The sequence below is a fragment of the Rhodococcus sp. WAY2 genome, assembly GCF_009859915.1.
Lineage (GTDB): Bacteria > Actinomycetota > Actinomycetes > Mycobacteriales > Mycobacteriaceae > Rhodococcus_F > Rhodococcus_F oxybenzonivorans.
Genome location: NZ_CP046572.1, coordinates 2,830,824 through 2,855,034, shown reverse-complemented (window position 1 = coordinate 2,855,034; position 24,211 = coordinate 2,830,824). Strand labels below are relative to the sequence as shown.

Below are 24,211 nucleotides of genomic sequence, written 5' to 3'. Positions count from 1 at the left end.
CGGTTCAGCGCGACGGCTTGGGGCAGGAGGGGTGCGCCCCGGCATTGACCAGATCGGCCACGGCCTTGCGTGGATCTCCGCTGGTGACGAGGCCTTCGCCGACGAGTACGGCGTCCGCTCCGGCACCCGCGTAGGCGAGGAGGTCGGCGGTGCCCCGGACACCGGATTCGGCGATCTTGATGGTTTCGGTGGGCAGTCCGGGTGCAATCTCCCCGAAGGTGTTCTTGTCGACCTCGAGTGTCTTGAGGTTTCGGGCGTTGACGCCGATCACCCTGGCGCCGGCCTCGAGTGCCCGGTTGGCTTCCTCTTCGGTGTGGACCTCGACCAGCGCGGTCATTCCCAGCGACTCGGTGCGGTCGATCAACGACGCCAGCGCATGCTGCTCGAGCGCGGCGACGATGAGCAGGACGACGTCGGCGCCGTGCGCGCGGGCCTCATGGATCTGGTACGGCCCGACGATGAAGTCTTTACGCAGGATCGGGATGCTGACCGCACGCCGGACGGCGTCGAGGTCGGCGAGGGATCCCTGAAAGCGTCGTTCCTCGGTGAGCACGCTGATGACCCGGGCGCCTCCGGCCTCGTAGGCCTTGGCGAGTTCGGCGGGGTCGGTGATCTCGGCGAGCGGGCCCTTCGACGGGCTTGCACGCTTGACCTCGGCGATGACTCCGATGCCAGGCTCGAGCAGAGCAGCCGCAGCGTCGAGCGCAGGCGGTGCGGCAGCCGCGGCGGCCTTGACAGCGGCGAAGTCAAGGACGGCTTCGCGGGCGGCCACATCGGCGCGCACTCCGTCGAGAATCGAGTCGAGAACGGTCATCGTGGCCCGAGTCCTTTCTGGGCAGGAACCCGATGTGAGGAACATCATCAGGAGTGAAGCAAGCGTAGATGGCACTCTGATTCTGTTTACGATCGGGTACCCGGCTCGTTGGTGTCGCCGTCCAGCCGGTCGACATCATCGGCTTTCTTGTCTGCGCGGGAGCCGTCGACCGTCGGATCTTCGCCCGCGTCGAGCGCGTCCCACAGCATGCGTTGTGTGAGGGGCTCGTCGGCGGAATCAGCGCTGGTCTTCTTGGCCGCCGCGCGCCGGGCGGCCGGGCTGTCGTACTTCGAGGAGAGCCCGGCGCGTACCCGTGGACGGCGGGCCAGTTCGACGGCGGCGGCGAGGGCGGCGACAGCGCCGGCGAGAGCCAGCACTGCGGGCCCCTGATTCACCGTCACGGAATCGATCACCGCACGGCCCGGCAATTCCGCCAGCCGTCCCGCCTGCTCGTCCGTTGCGCCGGAAACGAGCACAGTTGCCGCCGGGACGGCCGCTACGACGGCCACGGCGGCGACGAGTACGCCGAGAATGCGGAGCGCCCAGCCCTTGACGGCAAAGGATGCTGCGATGGCGGCAACAAGGGTCAGGGCCAGCGGCGTGAGCGCCGCCGCCCAGGTGCCCCCGTCGAGCGCCGTGGTGCGCTGCTCACCGAGTCCGTCGGAGGAGGTGACCTCCACCCACGTCATCCGAGATGCTCCCCACAAGCACACCGCCGCGACGGCGAGAAGGAGCACCGCGAGGATCGACCGGCGGCGTCCTGGAGCCTCGGTTCCCGCTCCGGTCCCTTCGGTCACTGCGTGCCGCCTCCCAGGGTCTTCATCGTGTGCGCCGCGGCGATGGCGCTGAGCACGGCCATGGCCTTGTTCCGCGCCTCGGTGTCCTCGTATTCGGGATTCGAATCGGCCACCACACCGGCACCGGCCTGGACGTACCCTATGCCGTCCTTGATCAACGCCGTCCGGATGGAGATCGCCGTGTCTGCGTCGCCGGCGAAGTCGAGGTATCCGACGATGCCGCCGTAGATCCCGCGCCTCGTCGGTTCGAGTTCCTCGATCAACTGCATGGCCCGGACCTTCGGCGCGCCAGACAGCGTGCCGGCCGGGAAGCAGGCGGTGACGGCGTCGAGTGCCTGCTTGCCGGCCGTGAGGTGGCCCGTCACCGTGGAGACGAGGTGCATCACGTGGCTGTACCGCTCGATGTGCCGATAGTCGTGCACTTTCACCGTGCCGGGTTCGCACACGCGGCCGAGGTCGTTGCGGCCGAGGTCGACGAGCATGAGGTGCTCGGCGTTCTCCTTCTCGTCGGCGAGGAGATCCTTCTCCAGGAGGATGTCGTCCTCCTCGGTGGCACCGCGCCACCGGGTGCCGGCGATCGGGTGGGTGGTGGCGACACCCTCCTTGACCGTCACCAGTGCTTCCGGGCTGGAACCGACGATCGAGAACGCGGTCTCGCCGTCACCACCGGGAACGTTGAGAAGGTACATGTACGGGCTGGGATTCGAGGCGCGCAGCATGCGGTACACATCGATAGGTGCAGCAGCACAATCGATTTCGAAACGCTGCGACAGCACGACCTGGAACGCCTCGCCCGCCTCGATCTCCCCCACCAGGCGCTGTACGTCCGCACCGAATCCCTCGGTGGTGCGCTGCCGGCGGTAGTCGGGTGCGGGTGTGGCGAACGTGGACACCGTGGACGGCGCGGGCGCCGACAGCGAGGCCGTCATCCGGTCGAGGCGCTCGACGGCATTGTCGTACGCCTCGTCGACCCGCTCGTCCGTGCCGTCCCAGTTCACCGCATTGGCAATGAGGGTGATGGCCCCCTCGTGGTGATCGACGGCCGCCAGATCCGTGGCGAGCAGCATGACCATTTCCGGGATCTGCAGGTCGTCCACGGCGTGTTCACCGATGCGTTCGATGCGCCGCACGGCGTCGTAGCCGAGGAAGCCCACCATGCCGCCGGTCAGCGGCGGCAGGTCGGGCAACCGTTCGCTCCGCAGGAGCTCGAGGGTCTGACCGAGCGCCGCGATGGGATCCCCACCCGACGGCGCTCCCGCCGGAACGTTTCCGTACCAGGCCGCCTCCCCGTCGACGACGGTCAACGCGGCGGGACTTCCTGCGCCGATGAACGACCATCGTGACCACGACCGACCGTTCTCCGCCGATTCCAGCAGGAACGTGCCGGGCCTGTTTCCCGCCAGCTTCGTGTACGCCGACAGCGGAGTTTCGGCGTCCGCCAGCACCTTACGAGTCACCGGGACGACCCGATGCTCGGCGGCGAGAGCGTGGAACTGCTCGCGCGTGGTGGTCGAGTCGGATCCGCCATCCGGCAGGGTGGCGGCGGATTTGGGCGCGGACATCGTGGTGGGCTCACCGTGCATGCCGACCATCATCCCAGGCGCGTTCGGCGCGTCTGCGTGCGCGGGTAGCCTCGGCTGTCATGAAGCCAGGTCAGCTCGCACCGGAATTCACCCTGCCCGACCAGGACGGCAGCAAACGTTCGCTGTCGAGCCTTCTGGAGGACGGTCCGCTGGTGCTGTTTTTCTATCCGGCGGCGTCCACCCCGGTCTGCACTGCCGAGGCATGCCATTTTCGCGACCTCGCCGACGAGTTCGCAGCCGTCGGGGCTTCCCGCGCCGGGATCAGCACCGATGCGGTGCCCAAGCAGGCGTCGTTCGCGCAGGCGCAGTCGTTCGACTACCCACTTCTGTCGGACCGCGACGGCGCGGTCGCCGAGAAGTTCGGTGTCCGGCGTGGACTGCTCGGCAAACTCGCACCCGTCAAACGGTCGACGTTCGTCATCGACACCGACCGCACGGTGCTCGAGGTGATCTCGAGCGAGTTTCGCGCGAATGCCCACGGCGATCAGGCGCTGACCTTCCTCCGTGCCCGTCAGGCCACCTGAAAAGACCGCTTCGCCAAGCCCATCCAGAACCCGTCGATCACTTGGCGGGGAATCTGCTCGGGGTCGCTGGAGGCGCCGAGCGTCACGAACAGCGGAGCGAAATGCTCGATCGTCGGATGCGCATAGGGCATTCCCGGGGCGAGTGAGCGGAAGCCGATGAGCGAGTCGACATCGCCTGCGGCCAGGCGCTCGTTCGCCCACGCGTCGAACTCCGCCGACCATCCCGGGGCCTTCGCCTCCGGCGAGGGGTCGCGCAGGAACGGCAGCCCGTGGGTGGTGAACCCGGAGCCGACGATCAGGACTCCCTGCTCCCGCAGTGGGCGCAGCCGCTCACCGAGGTGCAGCAGCCGTTCGGGGTCGAGCGTCGGCAAGGAGATCTGCAGGACGGGGATGTCCGCGTCCGGATACATCACCGTGAGCGGCACGTAGGCGCCGTGATCGAGGCCCCGATCCGGTTGATGCGCCACCGTCTCGTTGTCGGGCATGAGTGCCGCGACCAGCGCGGCCAAATCCGGAGCACCCGGTGAGGCGTACGTGGCCCGGTAGAAACGTTCGGGAAAACCACCGAAGTCGTAGACGAGGGGGGTCCCGGTGGTGGTCGAGCCGATGGTGAGCGGCGCGGACTCCCAGTGCGCCGAGACCATGAGGATGGCATTCGGCCGCGGCAGGTCGCCGGCCCACTTCGCCAGTTGCGACACCCACAGTTCGCTGTCGACCAACGGCGGCGCTCCGTGGCTCAGGAACAGCGCGGGCATGACGTTCGTCATCGTGACTCCTCGAGGTCCGACTCGCAAGGCCCTAAGTTGAACCTTCAAGCTAGTATAGGAGTCAACACGCGGATGCGACAACTATTCCCGGGTACCGTTCCGCAGGCGGCGTGCTGCCTATGGTGAAGAGGTCGCACAGCGGTTCGGCGCACGAAATGGAGGACACCACTCATGGGTGGGTACGACGAGGACAGCTCGACGCAGACGGAGACACGCTGGCTCGACGCCGATCAGCAGCAGGCGTGGCTCACCCTCATCGCACTCGTCACCCGCCTGCCCGCGGCCCTCGACGCCCAGCTGCAGCGCGACTCGGCGCTCACCCATTTCGAGTACTTCGTCCTCGCCTCCCTGTCCGGCGAAGACAACCGTCGACTTCAGCTCTCCTTGCTCGCGCAGCGGGCCAACGCGTCACTGTCGCGGCTGTCCCACGTCATCACCAAGATGGAAAAAGCCGGCTGGGTACGGCGAGAGAGCATCCGGGGAAGCCGTGGTTCCGACGCCGTCCTCACCGACGCAGGGATGGCCAAAGTAGTGGAGGCAGCACCACCCCACGTCGAATCCGTCCGCGCACTCGTCTTCGACGGCCTCTCCACGGACCAAGTACGTCAGCTCTCCGAACTCGGCAGCGCCATGCTCACCCAACTCGACAAGGGCATCGCCGCCGGCACCGGAAGAGCGTGACGCGCCGAAACAGCCACCTCACCCCAGCGGCGACCCGACCGCACCTCACCCCAGCGGCGACCCGACCGCACCTCACCCCAGCGGCGACCCGCCGACACCCCAGTTCTCGGCCGGCACGTCCGCAATCGTCACCCAGACCTTCGCCGGATCCTTACCCGTCGCCTCGGCGTACGCCTTGGTGACCGCTTCGATGGTGGCGCGCTTCTGCTCGGCGGTGAGCCCGGTTGTCTGACTGATCTGGATTAACGGCATACGGGACATTCTGCCCGAGCGCCCGGAACTCTACTGCGGGGCGAGTAGAACGTCGGTGTCGAAGCACGTGTGCGTGCCCGTATGACATGCAGCGCCTTCCTGATCCACGATCAGGAGCACCGTGTCGCCGTCGCAGTCGAGCCGCACCTCGTGGACGTACTGCGTGTGCCCGGACGTCTCCCCCTTCACCCAGTACTGCTGGCGGGAACGGGAGTAGTAGGTGCCCATGCGGGTGTCGAGGGTGCGGGCGAGTGCTTCGTCGTCCATCCACGCCACCATCAGGACGTCGCCCGTCGACCGTTCCTGCGCGACGGCGCTGAACAGGCCTGCGTCGTTGCGCTTGAGCCGCGAGGCGATAGCGGGGTCGAGACTCATCGGACGGTGATCCCTTCTTCGCGCATGGACTTCTTCACTTCGGCGATCGTCATGTCGCCGAAGTGGAAGACACTTGCGGCCAGTACCGCGTCGGCGCCCGCGTCGACGGCGGGTGCGAAATGCTCCACAGCACCCGCTCCCCCGCTCGCGATCACCGGCACATGCACGGCCGCCCGCACGGCGCGGATCATCGGGAGGTCGAAGCCCGCTTTCGTCCCGTCGGCGTCCATCGAGTTGAGCAGAATTTCGCCGACACCCAGTTCGGCGCCGCGCACTGCCCACTCGACCGCGTCGATCCCGGTTCCGCGCTTGCCGCCATGGGTGGTCACTTCCCATCCGGACGCGGTGTCCGGCTGACCCTGCGGGACGGTGCGCGCATCCACCGACAGCACGATGCACTGGGATCCGAAACGCTCGCTCAGTTCACGAAGCAGTTCGGGCCGGGCGATGGCCGCGGTGTTGACGCTGACCTTGTCGGCACCGGCACGCAGCAACCGATCGACGTCCTCGACGGTACGGACGCCGCCGCCGACGGTGAGTGGAATGAAGACCTGTTCCGCCGTCCGGCTCACGACATCGAGCATGGTGCCACGGGCCGCGGTCGAGGCTGTGACATCGAGGAAGGTCAGCTCGTCGGCACCCTGTGCGTCGTAGGCGGCCGCCAACTCCACCGGATCACCTGCATCACGCAGATTCTCGAAGTTGACGCCCTTGACGACGCGTCCTGCATCGACGTCGAGGCAAGGGATAACCCGCACTGCCAGAGTCATTACGAAAGCCCTTCCGAGAGCTCGGCGCGGGGGTCACCCAGCGATCCGAGAATGTCGAGAATCTCACCGTGCACTCCGGGGGCACCGGCCAGCACAGAACCCGAAGCGATCGTCCACGGCTGACCGGCGAGATCCGTGACCACGCCACCCGCCGCCCGCACCAGAGCCACACCGGCGGCGTTGTCCCACGCATTGTGGCCGAACACCACCGTGCCACCGAGTATTCCCGCCGCGGTGAAGGCGAGGTCGACGCCGGTCGAGCCGTGGATCCGGATCCGCGACGACACCCGGCTGAGCTGAGCGAGAACCTGCAGCCGATAAGGCCCGGGGATGCGTCCGCGGCTGTCGATGTTCAGTGCGCCCATTCCCACGATCGACGACGCCAGCGACGTCTCGGTGAGACGCGGCAGCGGCAGACCGCCCTCGAGGAGCGGCCCATCCGCCACGGCCGCGTACCGTCGCCCGACGAGCGGCAGCCACGTGAGACCGAGGACCGGAACACCGTCGTCGAGCAGGGCGAGAAGTGTGCCCGCCGTCGGCAATCCCGCCGAGTAGTTGAAGGTGCCGTCGATGGGATCGAGAACCCACACCAATCCCGCGTCGAGATCGGGGCCGCCGAATTCCTCGCCGTGAACCGCGATGCCGGTCCGATCCTGAAGTTCTCCGGTCAGCCGTTTCTCGAGTTCGAGGTCGAGAGCAGTCGCGAAGTCGTCGGGTCCCTTGTGCACGGCACTCGGCGACCCCACCCCGGCAACGAACCGGTCGTGGACGCCGTCGAGCAGCTCACCGGCAACGGCGAGCAGTTCCTGAGGATCGCGGTCCGGGCTCATGACCGGATCAGCCCGAGACCGCGGCGAGCGCCTCGGGGAGCGTGAAACGTCCCGCGTAGAGCGCCTTGCCGACGATGGCGCCCTCGACACCCTGATCGACGAGTCCGGCGATCGCCGTCAGATCGTCGATGGTGGACACACCACCCGACGCCACGACGGGCGCGTCGGTGGCCGCGCACACCTGCGCGAGGAGTTCGAGATTCGGGCCGGTCAGTGTGCCGTCCTTGCTCACATCGGTGACGACGTAGCGCGAGCAACCGTCCCGGTCGAGGCGCGCGAGGGTCTCCCACAGGTTTCCGCCCTCGGTGACCCAGCCGCGGCCACGGAGCTGATACTCACCGTCGATCAGCCGGACATCGAGGCCGACGGCGATCTTGTCGCCGTACTTCGCGATCGCGCGGGCGCACCAGTCGGGATTCTCGATGGCGGCGGTACCGAGATTCACGCGGCCGCACCCGGTGGCCAGAGCGGCCTCGAGCGACTCGTCGTCGCGGATTCCCCCGGACAGTTCGACCTGGATGTCGAGCTCACCCACCACGTCGGCGAGGAGTTCCCGGTTCGAACCGCGACCGAATGCGGCGTCGAGGTCGACGATGTGCACCCACTCGGCACCGTCGTTCTGCCACGCAAGGGCGGCATCACGAGGCGAGCCGTACCCGGTCTCGCTCCCTGCCTCCCCCTGGACGAGGCGAACAGCTTCACCGTTGACGACATCTACAGCAGGCAAAAGGACCAGGCTCACGTGCGACAACCCTAGTCGCTCAGCGCCCGGAACCCGGCTCGGGGTCCTGCGGATCGTCACCGTAGGCGTTGCGGGTCATGCGCTTCGACACGTACCCCATGGACGCAATCGCCCCCGCGACTCCCAGAAGTCCGACGACCAGGCCCACGACCGGCCCCGGCTTCACGACGAGGATGACGGTGGTGGCGATCACCAGCACCACGGTGGCCGCACCCAGTGCGCACACCGCGAGCCGGCCGATCGACAGGTCACCGCTCCCCTCACCGGGTGATGGCGTCACAAGCTGCGCACCCAGTTCCGGAGCAACTCCGCTCCTGCGTCACCGGATTTTTCCGGGTGGAACTGGGTGGCGGACAATGCACCGTTCTCGACGGCCGCGAGGAACTTCCCACCGTGATCCGCCCACGTCAGCGCGGGCGGTGCCAGCCGCTCGGGTGTGGGCATCTCCCACTTCTGCACCGCGTAGGAGTGCACGAAGTAGAACCGGGTGTCAGGATCGATTCCCTTGAACAAGGTGCTGTCGTCGGGCGCCTCGACCGTGTTCCATCCCATGTGCGGCAGGACAGCGGCCTGAAGGCGTTCGACCGTGCCCGGCCATTCACCGCAGCCCTCCGCCTCCACACCGAATTCGACTCCGCGTTCGAACATGATCTGCATGCCCACACAGATGCCGAGAACGGGCCTGCCACCGGCGAGGCGCTGGCCGATGAGTCGCTCGCCGCGCACCGCGCGGAGCCCGTCCATGCAGGCGGCGAAAGCGCCGACCCCGGGAACCACCAGGCCGTCCGCCGCGAGAGCCACCTTGTGGTCTGCCGTCACCTCGACCTGTGCACCGGTGCGAGCCAGCGCGCGGGTGGCCGAATGCAGATTGCCGGAGCCGTAATCGAGGACTGCAATGGTGGGGACGGTCATGAATCGATTCTATCCGGCCGTGTCCGGCCTCCTGATTCTATCCGGGCCGTGTCCGGCCACCCAGGGCGCGGCCGACCAGCATTCCCGTCGCCGGGACGACGGCCACCGCCATCGCCGCCACCGCAAAGACCCACGAAAACCCCGCCACCGAAGCGACGGCCCCCAGGGTGAGGGACCCGAATCCTGTGCCGGCGTCGAATCCGATGTTCCATCCGGCGCTCGCGGCACCGAATCGGGCGGGCCCGGCTGCGGTGAAGATCATGACCAGCGATTCGTTTTGAACGGCGCCGAATCCGAACCCGAACATCACTGCTGCACAGACCAGGACGATCCCGTCCCCGCTCCGTGCCGCCGCGACCGCGAACAGCGCCAGACCGCCGCAGGTGAACGCAAGCGCGGGCATCAACGCCCGGCCGACTCCGGCCCGGTCGGAGAACGACCCCGCCGCGTAACGTCCGCACACTGCGGCGCCGCTGACCACCGCGAGGACCCCGCCGGCGAGGGACGCCCGCTCGGCAATCGCGATCGGCAGGAGACTCGACACACCGCCGAACGCTGCAGCCGCCGTGGCAATGGACAGCCACGGCACGAGCAGGACCGACAGCGGAAGACGCCCTCGTGCTGTACCGGCCGGGCGTGGATGCAGGTGCGGCAGCCGAGTGACGGCGCCCACCGCCAGCAAGGGAATCAGCGCACCGAGTACGAAAACCGGCGTGGCGGACCAGTGTTGCATGATCGCCAGCCCCGCGGGCAGGCCCACCATCTGCGCGGCAGCCACCGCGATCCCCTGCGCGCCTGTGGCCCGGCCGAGCATCTCCCGCGGAACCAGTTCGGCGACGAGAGCGCTGCCCGCCACCGTGAGCATCCCGAAACCCGCACCCCGCACGGCGGACACGGCGAGAACCGGAATCGCCTCGGTGGACAGCAGGAACAGTAAGGACGGAGGCCCCAGGAGGAGGCATCCGGCCGCGAGCACCCATCGGTAGCCCCACTTGCGCAAGAGCCGGGGCACGCCGAATTGGGTCAACACCGTGGCGGCCATGAAAACGGCAGTCACACCACCGGCGAGGGTGTCCGAACCTCCCGACAGAGACACGATCAGCGGAACCACAGGGAGCAGTACCGCCCACCCACCAAACGCCGCCGCACCCATCACCAGCGCGGTGAGCAGACCAGGAGTGCGTAGCAACCGAGGTCCGGTCACGGAGGCGACAGGCACTACAGCAGCCTGACGACGCCCGCCACTGCCGCCAGCACAGCCAGTGCCAGCAGCACACCCGAGGCCAGTTTGTTGAACTTCCACATCGAGTACGCGCCGCCCGCCGCTATTCCGGCGGCGATGAACAGTACGTACACCAGCACGACGCTCACGAAGGCGAGCCGATCACAGGCTGCCCTTGGTCGACGGCACCCCGGACACCCGGGGATCGGGTTCGACGGCCTCCCGCAGGGCGCGGGCGACGGCCTTGAACTCGGCCTCGGTGATGTGATGCTGGTCGCGGCCGTAGAGCACCCGCACGTGCAGGGCGATCCGGGCGTTGAGTGCGATCGACTCGAACACGTGCCGATTGATCACGGTCGCGTAGGGAACTCCGGGATAACCGCCGATGACGGCATGCAGCAGGTGTTCCGGTTCGCCGGTGTGGACGCAGTACGGCCGCCCCGACACGTCGACCGACGCGTGGGCGAGCGTCTCGTCCATGGGAATGAACGCGTCACCGAACCGCCGGATGCCCTTCTTGTCGCCGAGCGCCTGACCCAGGGCCTGGCCGAGCACGATGGACGTGTCCTCCACCGTGTGGTGCGCCTCGATCTCGACGTCACCTTGCGCCTGAACACTGAGGTCGAAACTCGCGTGGGAGCCGAGCGCGGTCAGCATGTGATCGAAGAACGGGACACCCGTGGAGATGTCGACGATGCCGGTACCGTCGAGGTTCAGTTCGACGGTGATGCTGGATTCCTTGGTGGTGCGCTCCACCTTGGCGATGCGGTCGGTCATCCTCGGTCTCCTGAGGTCGTGAGTTCGGTGGCGGCGATCGCGTCGCTCGCCACGATGAAGGCGTCGTTCTCGGAGGCCAGTCCGACGGTGGCACGGAGGTATCCGGGGATCCCGACGTCCCGGATGAGCACTCCGCGGTTGAGGTAGGCCTGCCAGGCGTGGGCGCTGTCGGTGAACTCACCGAACAGGATGAAGTTGGCGTCGCTGGGGATGACACGGAACCCCGTGTCCTCCAATGCCTTCGACACCCGCACCCGCTCCGTGGCGAGCGCGTGCACACTGCCGAGTGTCTCGTTCGCGTGCCGCAGCGCCGCGCGGGCGGCGGCCTGCGTGACCACCGACAGGTGATACGGCAACCGGACCAGGAGCAGCGCCTCGATGAATGCCGGTGCGGCGGCGAGGTATCCGAGCCGGCCGCCGGCGAACGCGAACGCCTTGCTCATCGTCCGCGACACGACGATCTTCGACGGGTACTCGTCGATCAATGTCAGGGCGCTGGGGGCGTCGGAAAATTCGGCGTATGCCTCGTCGACGATCACGACGCCCGGCGCGGCGTCGAGGACCCGGCGCAGTTCCGCGATGCCGACGCTGTGCCCCGTCGGGTTGTTGGGGCTGGTGACGAACACGACGTCGGGACGGCGTGCCCGAATCGCCTCCACCGCAGCGTCGACGTCGAGGGCGAAATCGGCGCGGCGGAAGATCGGCAACCAGTCCGTCTGCGTTCCGTCCGCGATGATCGGGTGCATCGAGTACGACGGCACGAATCCCATCGCGCTACGCCCAGGACCTCCGAAGGCCTGCAGCAGCTGCTGCAGGATCTCGTTCGAGCCGTTGGCGGCCCAGACGTTGTCGACCGTGACCGGCACACCCGTCTGGCCGGCGAGGTAGGCGGCGAGATCGGTGCGCAGCGCCACCGCGTCGCGGTCCGGGTAACGGTGCAGTTCCCGCGCCGCCTCCCGCACGGATTCCGCGACGTCGTCGACGAGCGCCTGCGTGGGCGGGTGCGGGTTCTCGTTGGTGTTCAGCTGCACCGGCACGGCGAGCTGCGGCGCGCCGTACGCCGACTTGCCGCGCAGACTCTCCCGGATCGGCAGCGCGTCCACGCCGATGGACGAACCCGGCACGTTCGCCGCGGTCACTTCAAGGCCTCGAAACGCAGCCGGACAGCCTCACCGTGTGCGGGCAGGTCCTCGGCGTTGGCGAGGGTGATGACGTGGCCGGAGACCTCCTTCAGCGCGGATTCCGAGTAGTCGACCACATGGATGCCCCGCAGGAACGTCTGCACACTCAGACCCGAGGAGTGCCGGGCGCAGCCTGCGGTGGGCAGGACATGGTTCGATCCGGCGCAGTAGTCGCCGAGGCTGACCGGCGCCCACGGCCCGACGAACACCGCACCCGCACTGGTCACCTTCGCGGCGACGGCGGTGGCGTTCTCGGTCTGGATCTCGAGGTGCTCGGCGGCGTAGGCGTTGACCACCCGCAGTCCGGCCTCCACATCGGAGACCAGGACGGTGCCCGACTGCGTGCCGGACAGCGCGGCAGTGACGCGCTCCTTGTGCTTGGTGATCTCCAGTTGCGCGGCCAGCGCTGTGTCGACGGCGTCGGCGAGTTCGGTGCTGGTGGTGACGAGCACGCTCGCCGCCATCACGTCGTGCTCGGCCTGGCTGATCATGTCTGCCGCAACGTGCACCGGGTCTGCCGTGTGGTCGGCGAGGATCGCGATCTCGGTGGGTCCGGCCTCGGCGTCGATGCCGACGAGGCCACGGCACAGGCGCTTGGCCGCCGTGACGTAGATGTTGCCGGGACCGGTGATCAGGTCGACGGGGGCGAGTTCGGCGCCGTTCGTGTCGGTGCCGCCATAGGTGAGCAGGGCGACAGCCTGCCCGCCGCCGACGGCCCAGACCTCGTCGACGCCCAGCAACGCCGCCGCCGCGAGGATGGTCGGGTGCGGGAGCCCGCCGAACTCCGCCTGGGGCGGCGAGGCCACCACGAGAGACCGCACACCGGCGGCCTGCGCCGGCACGACGTTCATGACGACACTGGACGGATAGACGGCGTTGCCGCCGGGCACGTAGAGGCCGACCCGGTCGACGGGCACCCACCGCTCGGTGACGGTGCCGCCGGGGACTACCTGGGTAGTGGTGTCCGTGCGGCGCTGGTCGGCGTGCACCTTGCGGGTGCGTTCGATCGCGACTTCGAGAGCGGCCCGGACTGCGGGATCGAGTTCGGCGAGCGCACGATCGAGTTCTGCCTGCGGGACACGTATCTGCGCAGGCCGGACGCCGTCGAACTGCTCGCTGAAGTCGAGGGCGGCAGCGGCGCCACGCTCACGCACGGCGTCGACCACGGGGCGAACCTGATGCAGCACCGCGTCCACATCCACTCCACCTCGAGGAAGTGCGGCACGAAGTTCGGCCGTGGAAGGGGTACGACCACGAAGGTCGGTGCGGGCGAGCATGAGAGGTCCTCTCTGCGACTGGCGGGACACGGTGTCACTGACACGCAGGTCACGGATGAGCCGGCAGGTCACTGACGAGCCGGCTGTCCTACGGAGAACAGGGCTCTGCACCGATTATCCAGGATAGGCGTACCGCGTTTTCACCGGTCGGTGGCTGCCGCTGCGGGCCGGGCCGGCAGATCCCGCTCGCCCGGTCGATGGAGATCGCGCGCAGAGAATTTCTCGGGCCGGCAGCACACCCAACTTCGAATCGGCGGGCCTGCCGCGCGAGTTCGTCATCGGTGCCCCCCGGCGAGTCGTATCCCGGAATGCCCAGTCTCGACCCGACGGGATACGGCCCGCACCTCCACGTTAAACCACCCCCGGACGGACCTCAATGGCCCAGTTCGACGGCAGTTTCGTCCATAGGCGGAAGACACTGCCGACCGTGGGTCGCACGACGAGGCCGACCGTGAAGACGGCAAGAGTCGACCTCAGTTCCACCCGTTACGCGAGGTCGTGGCGCCCCCCGGGTCGGAGTCGTGGCAGCCCGGGGGTCAGCGTCGTGGCATGCTCCGGTCAAAGGCGAGTGGATTCGACGAACCTCCTGGCGAGATTCTCTTCGGTGGACGCGCCGGGCGTCCATTCGGTGATCCACGGACCGGTGCCCTCGCTGGGGTCGACCACTCCCCGTTCGAGCCATGCATACCGTCCTTCGAGAAGGGAATGCGCGACCTGCCGATCGACGTCGTCGGTGTTGTGCCACAACCCGTCGAACAGTTTCTCCACACGGAGTGCGGCCTGCCGGCAGAACACGTCGGCGAGTTCGTAGGCCGCGGCTCCCTCGGCCTCGTTCTCCTCGCGCTGCATCTCCGCCTTGACACAGCTGGCGGACATCGCGAACAGTTCTGCGCCGATGTCCACCACCCGGCCGAGGAATCCCTGCTGCTTCTCGAGCGCCGCCTGCCATCGGGCCATGCCGTAGAACGTGGAGCGGGCCAGTTTGCGGGAATGCCGCTCGACGAAGCGCAGATGCTTGGCCAGAATGCCGAAGTCGCCGTATGCCATCGGCATTTGTCCCTTGCCGGCGACGAGCTGCGGCAACCACTTCGCGTAGAAGCCACTCGCCTTGGCCGCCGCCCGGGCCTTCGCGCCGGTGTCGGCGTGGGGGTCGGCGAGATCGCCTGCCGCCGTGAGATGGGCGTCGACGGCCTCGCGGGCGACGAGCAAACGCATGATCTCGCTCGAGCCCTCGAAGATCCTGTTTATGCGGAGATCTCGGTCGAGTTGCTCAGCGGGAACTGCTCGTTCTCCTCGGGCCGCCAGCGACGCCGCAGTCTCGTATCCCCGACCGCCGCGCACCTGAATGAGCTCGTCGGACAGAACGCAGGCCATCTCGGACGACCACAGCTTGGCGAGCGCCGCCTCGATCCGGATGTCGTTGCGGCCCTCGTCGTTCATCTGTGCCGACAGGTCCACCACGGCTTCGAGGGCGTAGGTGGTGGCGGCCATGAATGACAGCTTGTTGGCGACGGCCGCGTGCTCACCGACCGGCTTGCCCCACTGCACCCGGACACCGGACCATTCCCTGGCGATCTTCAACGACCATTTGCCGGCGCCGGCGCACATTGCGGGTATAGCGAGTCGGCCGGCGTTCAGTGTGGTGAGCGCGATCTTGAGTCCGTCGCCTTCCCGCCCGATGAGATTTTCTTTGGGAACGCGAACCTTGTACATGCGGGTCACGCCGTTCTCGATCCCGCGTAGCCCCATGAAGGCATTGCGCCGTTCCACGGTGATGCCCGGGGTGTCGGCCTCGACGACGAACGCCGAGATCCCGCCGCGGTGACCCTCACGCTTCGGAACCCGTGCCATGACGACGAGCAGTTCCGCGACGACGCCGTTGGTCGTCCACAACTTCACGCCGTCCAGTTCGTAGGCCGCCCCGCCTTCGATGGGAGTAGCCGACGACGCCAGCCTGGCCGGGTCGGAACCGACGTCCGGTTCGGTGAGGAGAAACGCGGAGATGGCACCTCGGGCACACCGCGGCAGGAACTCGGCTTTCTGCTCGGGTGTGCCGGCGAGCTTGAGCGGTTCCGGTACCCCGATCGACTGGTGCGCCGACAGGAGTGCGCCGAGGCTCGGGTGCACCGACGCGACCAGCATCAACGCCCGGTTGTACGCGACCTGGGAAAGCCCGAGTCCGCCGTACTCCTCGGAGATCTTCAGCCCGAAACATCCCAGGTCGGCGAGGCCGCGAACGTACTCGTCCGGGATTCGCGACTGGGATTCGATGACACTGCCGTCCATCTCTTCGCAGTAGGCGCGGAGACGAGTCAGGAATTCGTCGGCTTTGGCAGCGTCCTCGGCCGCGGGCCGGGGAAACGGGTGAACCAGATCCAGCCGGAACCGTCCCAGAAACAGTTCCTTTGCGAATGAGGGTTTGTCCCAACCGGATTCCCTCGCCTCCTCCGCTACAGCTCGTGCTTCTTCCTCGGTGACCTTCGGAGCTGATGTGTCGACCATGACGCGCCTCCTACTGGCGGGTAGTCCTACTGACGAGTATCCCCCAAATCGACGGAGTCGACACAGCATTTCGGTTACTCTTCGGCCGATGCGGACTCCGTCGACTCTCCTGGGCGCCGGCGCGCTTCTCCTGTGCTTCGTGACGCCCCCGGCCACATCGGGCGCCGAACCGCTACCGGACGAGTTCCTCTGGGGCGTCGCCACTTCCGGCTTCCAATCGGAGGGTTCGTCGCCCGACAGCAACTGGGCGCGCTACGCGGCGTCGGGCAGGACCGACGATGCACTCGGCGACTCGGTCGACTTCCGTCACCGCTACCGCGAGGACATCGCCCGCGCGGCAGATCTCGGTGTCGACGTGTTCCGCTTCGGCGTCGAATGGGCGCGGGTACAGCCGTCGCCCGGCTCCTGGGACGACACCGAACTCCGGTACTACGACGACGTCGTCCGGGAGATCACCGGCCGCGGGATGACACCGATGATCACTCTCGACCACTGGGTGTATCCGGGCTGGGTCGCAGACAAAGGTGGGTGGACGAATCAGGCGACGGTCGACCACTGGCTCGAGTACGCCCGCAGGGTCGTACCCCGCTACTCCGGGTCGGGCGCTCTCTGGATCACCATCAACGAACCGACCGTGTATCTGCAGAAGGAACTGACGTTCGGCGGCGTCACCGCCGCCCAGGGTCCCCAGATGCTCGACCGCCTGGTCGAGGTGCACCGGCGCGCGTACGACCTGATTCACGAGTACGACCCGGACGCCCGCGTGAGCAGCAATCTCTCCTACATCCCGGCCGCCACCGACGCCGTGGATGCAATCTTCGTGGACCGGGTTCGCGAGAAGCTCGATTTCCTCGGTGTCGACTACTACTACGGACTCGCTCTCGACAACGTCACCGCCGTCAACGCGATCACCGACGACTTCTACCGCATCGATCCGCAACCGGACGGCATCTACTCCGCGCTGATGCGCTACACCCGCAAGTTCCCCGGACTGCCGTTGTACGTCGTGGAGAACGGTATGCCGACCGACAACGGCCAACCGCGACCGGACGGGTACACCCGTTCGGATCATCTCCGCGACCACATCGACTGGATGGAACGGGCCCGACAGGACGGAGCACCGGTCATCGGCTACAACTACTGGTCGATCACCGACAACTACGAGTGGGGAACGTACCGACCCCGGTTCGGCCTCTACACCGTCGACGCGCTCACCGATCCGACCCTCACCCGCCGCCCCACGGATGCGGTCGCGACCTACCGCGACATCATCGTGGCAGGGCTGCCGGACAGCTACGTCCCGGCACGGAAACCGGGATTCTGTTCACTGGTAGATCTGCCCACCAGCTGCATCGACCCGCCCTGACCCGTGAGTACTTCTTCACCGCCCGCGGTGAACAAGTACTCACGGGGCGTTACATGTCGAGCCCGAGATCCAGCACCGTCACGGAGTGGGTGAGAGCCCCGACCGCGAGATAGTCGACGCCCGTACCGGCGTAGTCCGCCGCTACGTCGAGCGTGAGACCTCCGGAGGACTCCAGCTTGGTGCCGGGCGCCTTCGCGTCGCGGCGCTGCACGGCGATCTGCGTCTGCCACAGCGGGAAGTTGTCGAGGAGGACGAGTTCGACATTCTCGGCCAGTACCTCGTCGAGCTGCTCGAGGCTGTCGACCTCGACCTCACACTCGATGTCCGGGGCCGCCGCACGCACCGCCCGCAGCGCCGCCACCACCGAACCTGCTGCGGCGACATGGTTATCCTTGATCAGCGCCGCGTCCCCGAGCCCCATCCGGTGATTGACGCCACCACCGACGCGGACCGCGTATTTCTGCAGCGAACGCAACCCAGGCAGCGTCTTGCGGCTGTCCCTGATCCGCGCCCCGGTTCCCTCGACCGCGTCCACCCACGCCGCCGTCGCGGTCGCGATGCCCGAGAGGTGGCACACCAGATTCAGCATGGTCCGCTCGGCAGTGAGCAGCGCTCGCGTAGGGGCGGACACGCTCAGGACCGGTTGCCCGGGGCTCACACGGGTGCCGTCGGCAACGCGCTCGAGCACCTGGTAGCTACCCTCACCGATCACCTCGTCGAGCACCAGAAGGCCCACATCGAGACCAGCCACGGTGCCGTGCGCGCGGGACACGACCGACGCCTTGGCCACCGCGTCCGCCGGAACCGTCGACGTCGACGTCACGTCCGGGCCGTACCGCAGGTCCTCGTCGAGCGCGAGTCGCACGAGTGCCCGCACTTCGTCCGCGTCGAGACCGTTTGGAAGGACATGGCCGGACATCACAGCACTCCTGTCAGTTGGGGTTCGAGCAGTTCGAGTTCGCCGTCCCGGGAGCGGATGTGCGTGCTCCGCCGCCACTGTTCGCTGGACTCCGGATAGTCGCTGCGGGTGTGGCAACCCCGGCTCTCGGTTCGCGCACCTGCAGCAAGCACAAGGGCAGAGGCCGTAGTGGTCAGCGCGGCGTCCTCGAGTTCGGTCGGGCCGTCGGGAAGACTTCGGGGTGCGTCGGCGAGCGCAACCGCCGCCGACGCGAGGCCCGCTCCGTCGCGGACCACAGAGGCGTGCGCGGTCATCACCTGCTGCACCAGTTCACGAGACGCGTACGACAGTCCGGGCCGGACCGTGTCCGTCACCTCCACGCGCAGACCGGCACGCTCGGCCGCCGCGACGCCGACACGTTCACCGACCACGAGACCCTCGAGCAGACTGTTCGACGCCAACCTGTTGGCTCCGTGCAGCCCGGTGCGCGCCACTTCACCGGCGGCGTAGAGGCCCGGCACCTCGGTACGTCCGGAGACGTCGGTGACCACGCCGCCGCACGAGTAGTGCGCGGCCGGTGCCACCGGAATCAGGTGCTCGCGGGGATCGATCCCCGCTTGCAGGCAAGACGCCGTCACGGTTGGGAAACGCTCGGCGAACCCCGGCAGGTGCCGGGCGTCGAGATAGACGTGGTCGTGCCCCAGTTCCCGCAGCCGGGAGGCGATCGCCCGGGAGACGACGTCTCGGGGAGCGAGATCGCCGCGGGCATGGACGCCCTCGGTCACCGAATCGCCGTTCGCATCGACGAGCCGTGCCCCCTCCCCTCGAACGGCCTCACTGATGAGCGGACGCCGCCCGAGGCCGCCCGGAGTGAACAGGACGGTCGGGTGGAACTGCACGAATTCGAGGTCAGCCACCGCTGCGCCCGCATCCAACGCAAGTGCGATGCCGTCCGCGGTCGCGCCGGGCGGGTTGGTGCTGCACGCGTACAGCTGACCGAGTCCGCCCGTTGCCAGGACGACTGCGGGCGTGTGGATCACGCCGAGGCCATTCGGTGCATCGACGAGCAGACCCGTGACCCCGCGCACATCGGTGAGGACCCGCACCGCGGACGCGCCGAAGAGCACGGGCAGACCCGCGGCGCCCAGTGCCCGTTGCACCTCGGCCCCCGTGGCGTCGCCGCCGGCGTGGATGATCCTGCGGGTGCTGTGCCCACCCTCACGGGTGCGGGAGACGACGCCGTCGCGTCCACGATCGAACACCGCGCCCAGGTCGGTGAGGGCGGCGACCGCATCGCGACCACCGGCCACAATCGACCGCACGGCGTCTTCGTCACAGAGACCGACTCCGGCCTCGCAGGTGTCCGCCACATGTGAGGCCACCGAGTCGGTGAGCGCATCGCCCACCACCGCGATCCCACCCTGCGCATACTGCGTCGCCGTGTCCGTGGGACCGCCCTTGCTGACGGTGAGGACCCTCAGCCCCCGCAGGGAGGCGGTACGGGCGGCCGTCAGTCCGGCCACCCCACCGCCCACCACGACCAGGTCGGCATGCTCTTCCCAGGAGATCCCCCGGGCCGGGCTGCTCACTCGCCGCCGCCAGGGTTTCCGATCTCGATCATGCGCTGCACCGACTTACGGGCACGCTCGGCAGTCTCGAGATCGACGTGAACCTCGTCCTTGCCTTCGAGCAGGCACCGGAGGAGCGCCGCGGGGGTGATCATCTTCATGTACGGGCAGGAAGCGCGGTCGTTGACAGCCTGGAAGTCGACGTCCGGCGCCGCCTTGCGCAGCTGGTGCAGCATCCCGACCTCCGTCGCGACGAGAACCTGCTTGGCGCCGGTCGCTCGTGCGGCGTCGAGCATGCCACCCGTCGACAGGATCTTCACCTTGTCCTCGGGGACGAACCCTTCTCCCGCCAGGTACAGAGCTGAGGTGGCGCAGCCGCACTCCGGGTGGACGAACAGCTCGGCGCCGGGGTGCGCCTTCGCCTGGGCGGTGAGTTCGTCGCCGTTGATGCCGGCGTGGACGTGGCATTCGCCCGCCCAGATCTGCATGTTCTTGCGCCCGGTGACGCGCTTGACGTGTGCGCCGAGGAACTGGTCGGGCAGGAAGAGCACCTCACGGTCCGGGTCGATCGATGCCACCACGTCGACGGCGTTGGACGACGTGCAGCAGATGTCCGTCAGTCCCTTGACCTCGGCGGTGGTGTTGACGTACGAGACGACCACGGCGTCCGGGAATTCGGCCTTCCATTCCCGCAACTGATCGGCGTTGATCGAGTCCGCAAGCGAGCACCCCGCGCGCTCGTCGGGGATCAGCACGGTCTTGTCCGGGCTGAGAATCTTCGCCGTCTCGGCCATGAAGTGCACACCGCAGAACACGATGGTGTCCTCGGGCGCCTCCGCCGCGATGCGCGAGAGCGCGAGGGAGTCACCCACGTGGTCGGCGACGTCCTGGATGGCGGGCAACTGGTAGTTGTGCGCCAGCAGGGTTGCCCCCCGCTCACGCGCCAGCCGTTTGATTTCGGCAGCCCACTCCTCGCTCGCCTCGACACCCCCGTAACCGCCGGGACCGTCCTGAATCTGCGGGTGCGTTCCCGCCCACAACGTGCTGGTCGTCATGGCTGCTCCTTCACCGTGGACTCGGGCGGGCTGGCCCGAATTCCTAAATCGAGGTTTTCGACTTAGGATCGAAAACATGCCCCATAGTAACACCAGGCACGAAGTGCTCACCGCGGTGTTCCAGGTTCGCCACTTCGCCGATCGTATCTGCGCAGGTCAGCCCGGTGATGCGCGTCACGCGACGGGCGCGGGCGAACTCGCCGTGTTGTTGTGGCAACGCGCCCTCGACCCCCAGGCGGGCGCCTGGTCGCTTCCGGGCGGCCTGCTGGGTGAAGACGAAGACCTCACCACCTCCGCCCGGCGGCAACTCGCCGAGAAGGTGGACGTGCGGGAGGTGTCACACCTCGAGCAGCTGTCGGTGTTCAGCGATCCACATCGCGTCCCCGGGCCGCGCACCATCGCCTCGACCTTCCTCGGGCTCGTTCCCCTCCCCGCCGATCCGACCCTCCCGCCGGACACTGCGTGGCATCCGGTCTCGGAGTTGCCCGAGATGGCGTTCGACCACGGCACCGTCGTGCAGCATGCGCGTACACGCCTGGCCGCCAAGCTCTCCTACACCAACATTGCGTTCGGCCTGGCGCCCGGCGAATTCTCCATGTCGACGCTGCGCGAAATCTACTGTGCGGCACTCGGTTACCAGGTGGACGCCACGAATCTGCAACGCGTCCTCGGGCGGCGCGGGGTCTTGACGCCCACCGGTAACACCGCGCCGTCGGGCCGCACCGGCGGACGCCCCGCCGCGCTCTACCGGTTCACCGACGCCACTTTGCGGGTCACCGACGAATTCGCGGCGCTTCGACCGCCGGCCTGACCCGCTTGCGATCAGGGACCTAGGACGTCACCGTGAGTCGACCTCGGTCCTCGGTCCGAGCCCCCGCCAGAACGTGTCCGATGCGTCGACGCCGTCCTGCTCGAGCGTGCTCCCGGCGCGCGCGAGCAGCACCTGGCGAAGACTCCCGTGGTGATAGGGCTGTTCGGCGACGGACATGCCGCAAGCTCGTGAACGTAGCGAGCACCGCCGCGTTCCAGCCGACTCCCGGCATGGCCGTGTACGGCGCGACCAAGGCGTTCGTTATGAGTTTCACGGAGGCATTGTGGGCAGAGGCCCGAGGCACGGGCCTCACCGTGCTCGCCGTCTGCCCGGGCCCCACCCGCACCGAATTCTTCGACGTCGTCGGTTCGGAGGACGCCGCCGTCGGCCGCATGCAGACCGCGGATCAGGTGGTAACGACAGCACTGCGCGCGCTGGATCGGCGCAGCACACCACCGAGCGTCGTATCCGGGCTGATGAACTGGGTGTCGTCGGTCAGCACCCGGTTCGCGACTCGCCGCATCGGCGCTCTCGCCAGTGGGCGTCTCCTCGGGGACGTCCGTATGCGAACCGCGGTCATGAAGTAAGTGTCGCGTCGCGCTCGTCCCATTCGTCGAGTTCGACCGGGGAATCGCTGATTCCGAGGTCGTCGAATGGGTTGAGCGCGGCGAGTACCAACGTGACGACGCAGGCAGCCAGCGGCTGGAACACCAGCACGAGCAGCGTCCCGATCCCCGGTGCCGTCGCGACGATCGTTCCGGGCGTCGACACGTCGTCGCCGGGGAACCGCAGTGCAGCGACGCCGAGTCCGGCGAGTGCCATGACACCCGCTCCGACGATGTTGCCGGCGAGGACAGCCGCGACAGCTACCGGACCACGACTCCGCCGCGCCGTCCAGGCCGCAACCGCGGCGAGGATTCCCACGACCAGCCCCGCGCACGCGAACATGCCGATCGCATCGAATCGGTGCACACTCTCACCCGTCAGCGTCACGCCGCGGTCGGGCGCAACGACCAACAGGTGTTCTGCCGGCGCGAGCACTCCCCATATCGCCCCCACGAGTGCACTTGCCACGACCGTTCCGCAGACGATTCCGGCGGCAGATCGAAGCCTGATGCGCGGGAAGTTGGTCACACCGACGACGCTACCGCCGGGCGAGCCCGATCGAGTCGAACACACCGTGGCGTGAGCATTTTGCCCACCAGCCGTCGGGACTGATTTGTACGACCATGCGCCGACCGCACGACTCGCAGAAGCGCGGCGGTTCGAGCCCGAGCTGGGCCGCGGTCGGGACACTGTCCTCGACTCCGGGAACGACTCGGCGGCCCGTGTACGGGTTGTACCGCTCCTCTGCAGCGCGCTCGTCAGCGACACTGCCCGGTGAAACGTCGGTGCCGGTCATCACAAGGTGTCGTTCAGTGCCTTGATCGGCATCTGCAGGTCGACGAGCAGGTCGAGGTCCTGTTCCGCGGGCCGTCCGAGCGTCGTCAGGTAGTTGCCGACGATCACGGCGTTGATTCCGCCGAGGATGCCCTGTTTTGCGCCGAGGTCGCCGAGGGTGATTTCACGACCACCGGCGAAGCGGAGGATGGTGCGCGGTAGCGCGAGCCGGAAGGCGGCCACCGACTTGAGCGCCTCGCTCGCGGGCAGCACCTCGAGGTCGCCGAACGGCGTGCCCGGACGGGGGTTGAGGAAGTTCAGCGGAACCTCGTCGGGTTCGAGTTCGGCCAGATTCGCGGCGAACTCCGCGCGCTGCTCGAGGCTCTCGCCCATCCCGAGGATGCCGCCGCAGCACACCTCCATACCCGCCTCACGAACCATCCGCAGCGTGTTCCACCGCTCCTCCCACGAGTGGGTGGTCACCACATTCGGGAAGTGCGACTTCGCCGTCTCGAGATTGTGGTTGTACCGGTGCACACCCATGGCGGCCAGCTGGTCGACCTGCTCCTGGGTGAGCATGCCGAGCGAGCAGGCGATCTGGATGTCGACCTCGTTGCGGATGGCCTCGATACCGGCCGCCACCTGGGCGAGCAGTCGTTCGTCGGGTCCGCGGACCGCAGCGACGATGCAGAACTCGGTGGCGCCGGACTTGGCGGTCTGCTTGGCAGCCTCCACGAGCGAGGGGATGTCGAGCCAGGCGGCTCGCACCGGCGACTGGAACAGGCCGGACTGCGAGCAGAAGTGGCAGTCCTCGGGGCAGCCGCCGGTCTTGAGGCTGATGATTCCCTCCACCTCGACCTCGGGACCGCACCATGTCATCCGCACGTCGTGCGCCAGCGCGAGCAGTTCCTCGAGACGTTCGTCCGGCAGTTGCAGGACCTCGAGTACCTGGCTCTGCGTGAGCCCTTCCCCGCGTTCGAGAACCTGGTCACGCGCCAGGGCGAGAATGTCTGTCTGTACCGGGGCCGACGTCACACGTATCTCCTGAAGAGCGGGCCGATCACGCGTCGTGGATCGACATGAGCAAGAATTGAACACCGTACAAGTTGAACGGCGTTCAGGTTAGA

The 24,211-nt window shown here is 67.8% G+C and carries 27 protein-coding genes and 2 pseudogenes; 5 read left to right on the top strand and 24 right to left on the bottom strand.

Features of this window, described 5'->3' with window-relative positions; translation table 11 throughout:
* Positions 1 to 4 precede the first annotated feature (4 nt).
* The 3 genes from trpC to GFS60_RS13270 all read right to left on the bottom strand — a co-directional run bounded on the left by trpC (position 5) and on the right by GFS60_RS13270 (position 3,194).
* On the bottom strand, positions 5 to 814 hold the full coding sequence (gene trpC, locus GFS60_RS13280) for an indole-3-glycerol phosphate synthase TrpC (protein ID WP_109329383.1): 810 nt from the start codon (positions 812 to 814) through the stop codon (positions 5 to 7).
* A gap of 86 nt (positions 815 to 900) precedes the next feature.
* The gene (locus tag GFS60_RS13275) at positions 901 to 1,611 is read right to left on the bottom strand and encodes a TIGR02234 family membrane protein (RefSeq protein ID WP_159921832.1); all 711 of its coding nucleotides are present in this window, start codon (positions 1,609 to 1,611) and stop codon (positions 901 to 903) included.
* Positions 1,608 to 3,194, bottom strand: a complete 1,587-nt coding sequence (locus GFS60_RS13270) for an anthranilate synthase component I (protein ID WP_159921831.1) — start codon at positions 3,192 to 3,194, stop codon at positions 1,608 to 1,610. The genes GFS60_RS13275 and GFS60_RS13270 overlap by 4 nt, the downstream gene beginning before the upstream one ends.
* A 59-nt stretch (positions 3,195 to 3,253) precedes the next feature.
* On the opposite strand from GFS60_RS13270, the gene GFS60_RS13265 reads away from it, so the two are divergent.
* Complete coding sequence (locus GFS60_RS13265) at positions 3,254 to 3,718, top strand: peroxiredoxin (protein ID WP_159921830.1); 465 nt, start codon at positions 3,254 to 3,256, stop codon at positions 3,716 to 3,718.
* Here the strand turns inward: GFS60_RS13265 and GFS60_RS13260 are convergent.
* On the bottom strand, positions 3,706 to 4,485 hold the full coding sequence (locus GFS60_RS13260) for a dioxygenase family protein (RefSeq protein WP_159921829.1): 780 nt from the start codon (positions 4,483 to 4,485) through the stop codon (positions 3,706 to 3,708). The genes GFS60_RS13265 and GFS60_RS13260 overlap by 13 nt on opposite strands.
* Before the next feature lie 171 nt (positions 4,486 to 4,656).
* On the opposite strand from GFS60_RS13260, the gene GFS60_RS13255 reads away from it, so the two are divergent.
* Positions 4,657 to 5,166, top strand: a complete 510-nt coding sequence (locus GFS60_RS13255) for a MarR family winged helix-turn-helix transcriptional regulator (protein ID WP_159921828.1) — start codon at positions 4,657 to 4,659, stop codon at positions 5,164 to 5,166.
* A gap of 72 nt (positions 5,167 to 5,238) precedes the next feature.
* Here the strand turns inward: GFS60_RS13255 and GFS60_RS13250 are convergent, their stop codons facing one another.
* The 13 genes from GFS60_RS13250 to GFS60_RS13195 all read right to left on the bottom strand — a co-directional run bounded on the left by GFS60_RS13250 (position 5,239) and on the right by GFS60_RS13195 (position 16,006).
* On the bottom strand, positions 5,239 to 5,418 hold the full coding sequence (locus tag GFS60_RS13250; RefSeq protein WP_159921826.1) for a tautomerase family protein: 180 nt from the start codon (positions 5,416 to 5,418) through the stop codon (positions 5,239 to 5,241).
* Between the two features lie 30 nt (positions 5,419 to 5,448).
* A complete protein-coding gene (gene hisI, locus GFS60_RS13245) occupies positions 5,449 to 5,793 on the bottom strand; it encodes a phosphoribosyl-AMP cyclohydrolase (RefSeq protein ID WP_159921824.1) in 345 nt (114 codons plus the stop codon).
* On the bottom strand, positions 5,790 to 6,563 hold the full coding sequence (gene hisF, locus GFS60_RS13240; RefSeq protein ID WP_159921822.1) for an imidazole glycerol phosphate synthase subunit HisF: 774 nt from the start codon (positions 6,561 to 6,563) through the stop codon (positions 5,790 to 5,792). The genes hisI and hisF overlap by 4 nt, the downstream gene beginning before the upstream one ends.
* Positions 6,563 to 7,393 (bottom strand): inositol monophosphatase family protein, encoded by an 831-nt coding sequence (locus tag GFS60_RS13235; RefSeq protein WP_159921820.1) that lies wholly within the window; start codon positions 7,391 to 7,393, stop codon positions 6,563 to 6,565. The genes hisF and GFS60_RS13235 overlap by 1 nt, the downstream gene beginning before the upstream one ends.
* Positions 7,394 to 7,400: 7 nt before the next feature.
* Positions 7,401 to 8,135 (bottom strand): bifunctional 1-(5-phosphoribosyl)-5-((5-phosphoribosylamino)methylideneamino)imidazole-4-carboxamide isomerase/phosphoribosylanthranilate isomerase PriA, encoded by a 735-nt coding sequence (priA, locus tag GFS60_RS13230; RefSeq protein ID WP_109335048.1) that lies wholly within the window; start codon positions 8,133 to 8,135, stop codon positions 7,401 to 7,403.
* Positions 8,136 to 8,154: 19 nt separating this feature from the next.
* On the bottom strand, positions 8,155 to 8,415 hold the full coding sequence (locus tag GFS60_RS13225) for a hypothetical protein (protein WP_159921818.1): 261 nt from the start codon (positions 8,413 to 8,415) through the stop codon (positions 8,155 to 8,157).
* Positions 8,412 to 9,047 (bottom strand): imidazole glycerol phosphate synthase subunit HisH, encoded by a 636-nt coding sequence (gene hisH, locus GFS60_RS13220; RefSeq protein WP_159921816.1) that lies wholly within the window; start codon positions 9,045 to 9,047, stop codon positions 8,412 to 8,414. The genes GFS60_RS13225 and hisH overlap by 4 nt, the downstream gene beginning before the upstream one ends.
* Positions 9,048 to 9,084: 37 nt before the next feature.
* Positions 9,085 to 10,200: an MFS transporter gene (locus tag GFS60_RS13215; RefSeq protein ID WP_159927144.1), complete on the bottom strand. Its 1,116-nt coding sequence runs from the start codon at positions 10,198 to 10,200 to the stop codon at positions 9,085 to 9,087.
* Positions 10,201 to 10,265: 65 nt separating this feature from the next.
* The gene (locus tag GFS60_RS38590; RefSeq protein WP_201453564.1) at positions 10,266 to 10,418 is read right to left on the bottom strand and encodes a hypothetical protein; all 153 of its coding nucleotides are present in this window, start codon (positions 10,416 to 10,418) and stop codon (positions 10,266 to 10,268) included.
* A 13-nt stretch (positions 10,419 to 10,431) separates the two neighbouring features.
* Positions 10,432 to 11,046 carry an imidazoleglycerol-phosphate dehydratase HisB gene (gene hisB / locus GFS60_RS13210; RefSeq protein ID WP_109329368.1) on the bottom strand — a complete coding sequence of 205 codons (615 nt, stop codon included), beginning with the start codon at positions 11,044 to 11,046 and terminating at the stop codon, positions 10,432 to 10,434.
* Complete coding sequence (locus tag GFS60_RS13205; protein WP_159921814.1) at positions 11,043 to 12,185, bottom strand: histidinol-phosphate transaminase; 1,143 nt, start codon at positions 12,183 to 12,185, stop codon at positions 11,043 to 11,045. The genes hisB and GFS60_RS13205 overlap by 4 nt, the downstream gene beginning before the upstream one ends.
* On the bottom strand, positions 12,182 to 13,504 hold the full coding sequence (gene hisD / locus GFS60_RS13200; protein ID WP_159921812.1) for a histidinol dehydrogenase: 1,323 nt from the start codon (positions 13,502 to 13,504) through the stop codon (positions 12,182 to 12,184). Before hisD ends, GFS60_RS13205 begins: the two co-directional genes overlap by 4 nt.
* 558 nt (positions 13,505 to 14,062) lie before the next feature.
* Complete coding sequence (locus GFS60_RS13195; RefSeq protein WP_159921810.1) at positions 14,063 to 16,006, bottom strand: acyl-CoA dehydrogenase family protein; 1,944 nt, start codon at positions 16,004 to 16,006, stop codon at positions 14,063 to 14,065.
* Positions 16,007 to 16,094: 88 nt separating this feature from the next.
* Between GFS60_RS13195 and GFS60_RS13190 the strand changes: the two genes are divergently transcribed.
* The gene (locus GFS60_RS13190) at positions 16,095 to 17,372 is read left to right on the top strand and encodes a glycoside hydrolase family 1 protein (protein ID WP_159921808.1); all 1,278 of its coding nucleotides are present in this window, start codon (positions 16,095 to 16,097) and stop codon (positions 17,370 to 17,372) included.
* Positions 17,373 to 17,421: 49 nt separating this feature from the next.
* Here GFS60_RS13190 and nadC read toward each other — a convergent pair whose 3' ends face one another.
* Genes nadC through nadA form a run of 3 tightly spaced genes read right to left on the bottom strand, consistent with a single transcriptional unit; the run spans position 17,422 to position 20,893 of the window.
* Positions 17,422 to 18,291, bottom strand: a complete 870-nt coding sequence (nadC, locus tag GFS60_RS13185; RefSeq protein WP_159921806.1) for a carboxylating nicotinate-nucleotide diphosphorylase — start codon at positions 18,289 to 18,291, stop codon at positions 17,422 to 17,424.
* Positions 18,291 to 19,859 (bottom strand): L-aspartate oxidase, encoded by a 1,569-nt coding sequence (locus tag GFS60_RS13180; RefSeq protein ID WP_159921805.1) that lies wholly within the window; start codon positions 19,857 to 19,859, stop codon positions 18,291 to 18,293. Before GFS60_RS13180 ends, nadC begins: the two co-directional genes overlap by 1 nt.
* Positions 19,856 to 20,893, bottom strand: a complete 1,038-nt coding sequence (gene nadA, locus GFS60_RS13175; protein WP_159921803.1) for a quinolinate synthase NadA — start codon at positions 20,891 to 20,893, stop codon at positions 19,856 to 19,858. The genes GFS60_RS13180 and nadA overlap by 4 nt, the downstream gene beginning before the upstream one ends.
* A 76-nt stretch (positions 20,894 to 20,969) precedes the next feature.
* Between nadA and GFS60_RS13170 the strand changes: the two genes are divergently transcribed.
* Positions 20,970 to 21,704, top strand: coding sequence for an NUDIX hydrolase (locus GFS60_RS13170; RefSeq protein WP_159921801.1), 735 nt, complete (start codon positions 20,970 to 20,972; stop codon positions 21,702 to 21,704).
* A gap of 84 nt (positions 21,705 to 21,788) precedes the next feature.
* Here the strand turns inward: GFS60_RS13170 and GFS60_RS40115 are convergent.
* Positions 21,789 to 21,881 (bottom strand): annotated as a pseudogene (locus tag GFS60_RS40115) (TetR/AcrR family transcriptional regulator); the annotation flags it as partial.
* Here GFS60_RS40115 and GFS60_RS13160 point away from each other — a divergent pair.
* A pseudogene (locus GFS60_RS13160) lies at positions 21,875 to 22,291 on the top strand (SDR family NAD(P)-dependent oxidoreductase); the annotation flags it as partial. The pseudogenes GFS60_RS40115 and GFS60_RS13160 sit on opposite strands and share 7 nt — an antisense overlap.
* Here GFS60_RS13160 and GFS60_RS13155 read toward each other — a convergent pair.
* Genes GFS60_RS13155 through bioB form a run of 3 tightly spaced genes read right to left on the bottom strand, consistent with a single transcriptional unit; the run spans position 22,281 to position 24,119 of the window.
* Positions 22,281 to 22,838 (bottom strand): DUF2567 domain-containing protein, encoded by a 558-nt coding sequence (locus tag GFS60_RS13155; protein WP_159921799.1) that lies wholly within the window; start codon positions 22,836 to 22,838, stop codon positions 22,281 to 22,283. The pseudogene GFS60_RS13160 and the gene GFS60_RS13155 overlap by 11 nt on opposite strands.
* A gap of 10 nt (positions 22,839 to 22,848) precedes the next feature.
* Positions 22,849 to 23,106: a biotin synthase auxiliary protein BsaP gene (gene bsaP, locus GFS60_RS13150; RefSeq protein WP_159921797.1), complete on the bottom strand. Its 258-nt coding sequence runs from the start codon at positions 23,104 to 23,106 to the stop codon at positions 22,849 to 22,851.
* Complete coding sequence (gene bioB, locus GFS60_RS13145) at positions 23,106 to 24,119, bottom strand: biotin synthase BioB (RefSeq protein WP_109329346.1); 1,014 nt, start codon at positions 24,117 to 24,119, stop codon at positions 23,106 to 23,108. Before bioB ends, bsaP begins: the two co-directional genes overlap by 1 nt.
* Positions 24,120 to 24,211: the final 92 nt, after the last annotated feature.

Coding starts and splice junctions, on each gene's coding strand:
- GFS60_RS13235 (WP_159921820.1), bottom strand. CDS start 7,393: ATGAGCCCGGACCGCGATCCTCAGGAACTGCTCGCCGTTGCCGGTGAG.
- bsaP (WP_159921797.1), bottom strand. CDS start 23,106: ATGACCGGCACCGACGTTTCACCGGGCAGTGTCGCTGACGAGCGCGCT.
- nadC (WP_159921806.1), bottom strand. CDS start 18,291: ATGTCCGGCCATGTCCTTCCAAACGGTCTCGACGCGGACGAAGTGCGG.
- hisH (WP_159921816.1), bottom strand. CDS start 9,047: ATGACCGTCCCCACCATTGCAGTCCTCGATTACGGCTCCGGCAATCTG.
- GFS60_RS13190 (WP_159921808.1), top strand. CDS start 16,095: ATGCGGACTCCGTCGACTCTCCTGGGCGCCGGCGCGCTTCTCCTGTGC.
- hisD (WP_159921812.1), bottom strand. CDS start 13,504: ATGCTCGCCCGCACCGACCTTCGTGGTCGTACCCCTTCCACGGCCGAA.
- GFS60_RS13260 (WP_159921829.1), bottom strand. CDS start 4,485: ATGACGAACGTCATGCCCGCGCTGTTCCTGAGCCACGGAGCGCCGCCG.
- GFS60_RS13195 (WP_159921810.1), bottom strand. CDS start 16,006: ATGGTCGACACATCAGCTCCGAAGGTCACCGAGGAAGAAGCACGAGCT.
- GFS60_RS13270 (WP_159921831.1), bottom strand. CDS start 3,194: ATGCACGGTGAGCCCACCACGATGTCCGCGCCCAAATCCGCCGCCACC.
- GFS60_RS13215 (WP_159927144.1), bottom strand. CDS start 10,200: ATGGGTGCGGCGGCGTTTGGTGGGTGGGCGGTACTGCTCCCTGTGGTT.
- GFS60_RS13265 (WP_159921830.1), top strand. CDS start 3,254: ATGAAGCCAGGTCAGCTCGCACCGGAATTCACCCTGCCCGACCAGGAC.
- GFS60_RS13250 (WP_159921826.1), bottom strand. CDS start 5,418: ATGCCGTTAATCCAGATCAGTCAGACAACCGGGCTCACCGCCGAGCAG.
- hisI (WP_159921824.1), bottom strand. CDS start 5,793: ATGAGTCTCGACCCCGCTATCGCCTCGCGGCTCAAGCGCAACGACGCA.
- trpC (WP_109329383.1), bottom strand. CDS start 814: ATGACCGTTCTCGACTCGATTCTCGACGGAGTGCGCGCCGATGTGGCC.
- GFS60_RS13170 (WP_159921801.1), top strand. CDS start 20,970: ATGCCCCATAGTAACACCAGGCACGAAGTGCTCACCGCGGTGTTCCAG.
- hisB (WP_109329368.1), bottom strand. CDS start 11,046: ATGACCGACCGCATCGCCAAGGTGGAGCGCACCACCAAGGAATCCAGC.
- hisF (WP_159921822.1), bottom strand. CDS start 6,563: ATGACTCTGGCAGTGCGGGTTATCCCTTGCCTCGACGTCGATGCAGGA.
- nadA (WP_159921803.1), bottom strand. CDS start 20,893: ATGACGACCAGCACGTTGTGGGCGGGAACGCACCCGCAGATTCAGGAC.
- GFS60_RS13255 (WP_159921828.1), top strand. CDS start 4,657: ATGGGTGGGTACGACGAGGACAGCTCGACGCAGACGGAGACACGCTGG.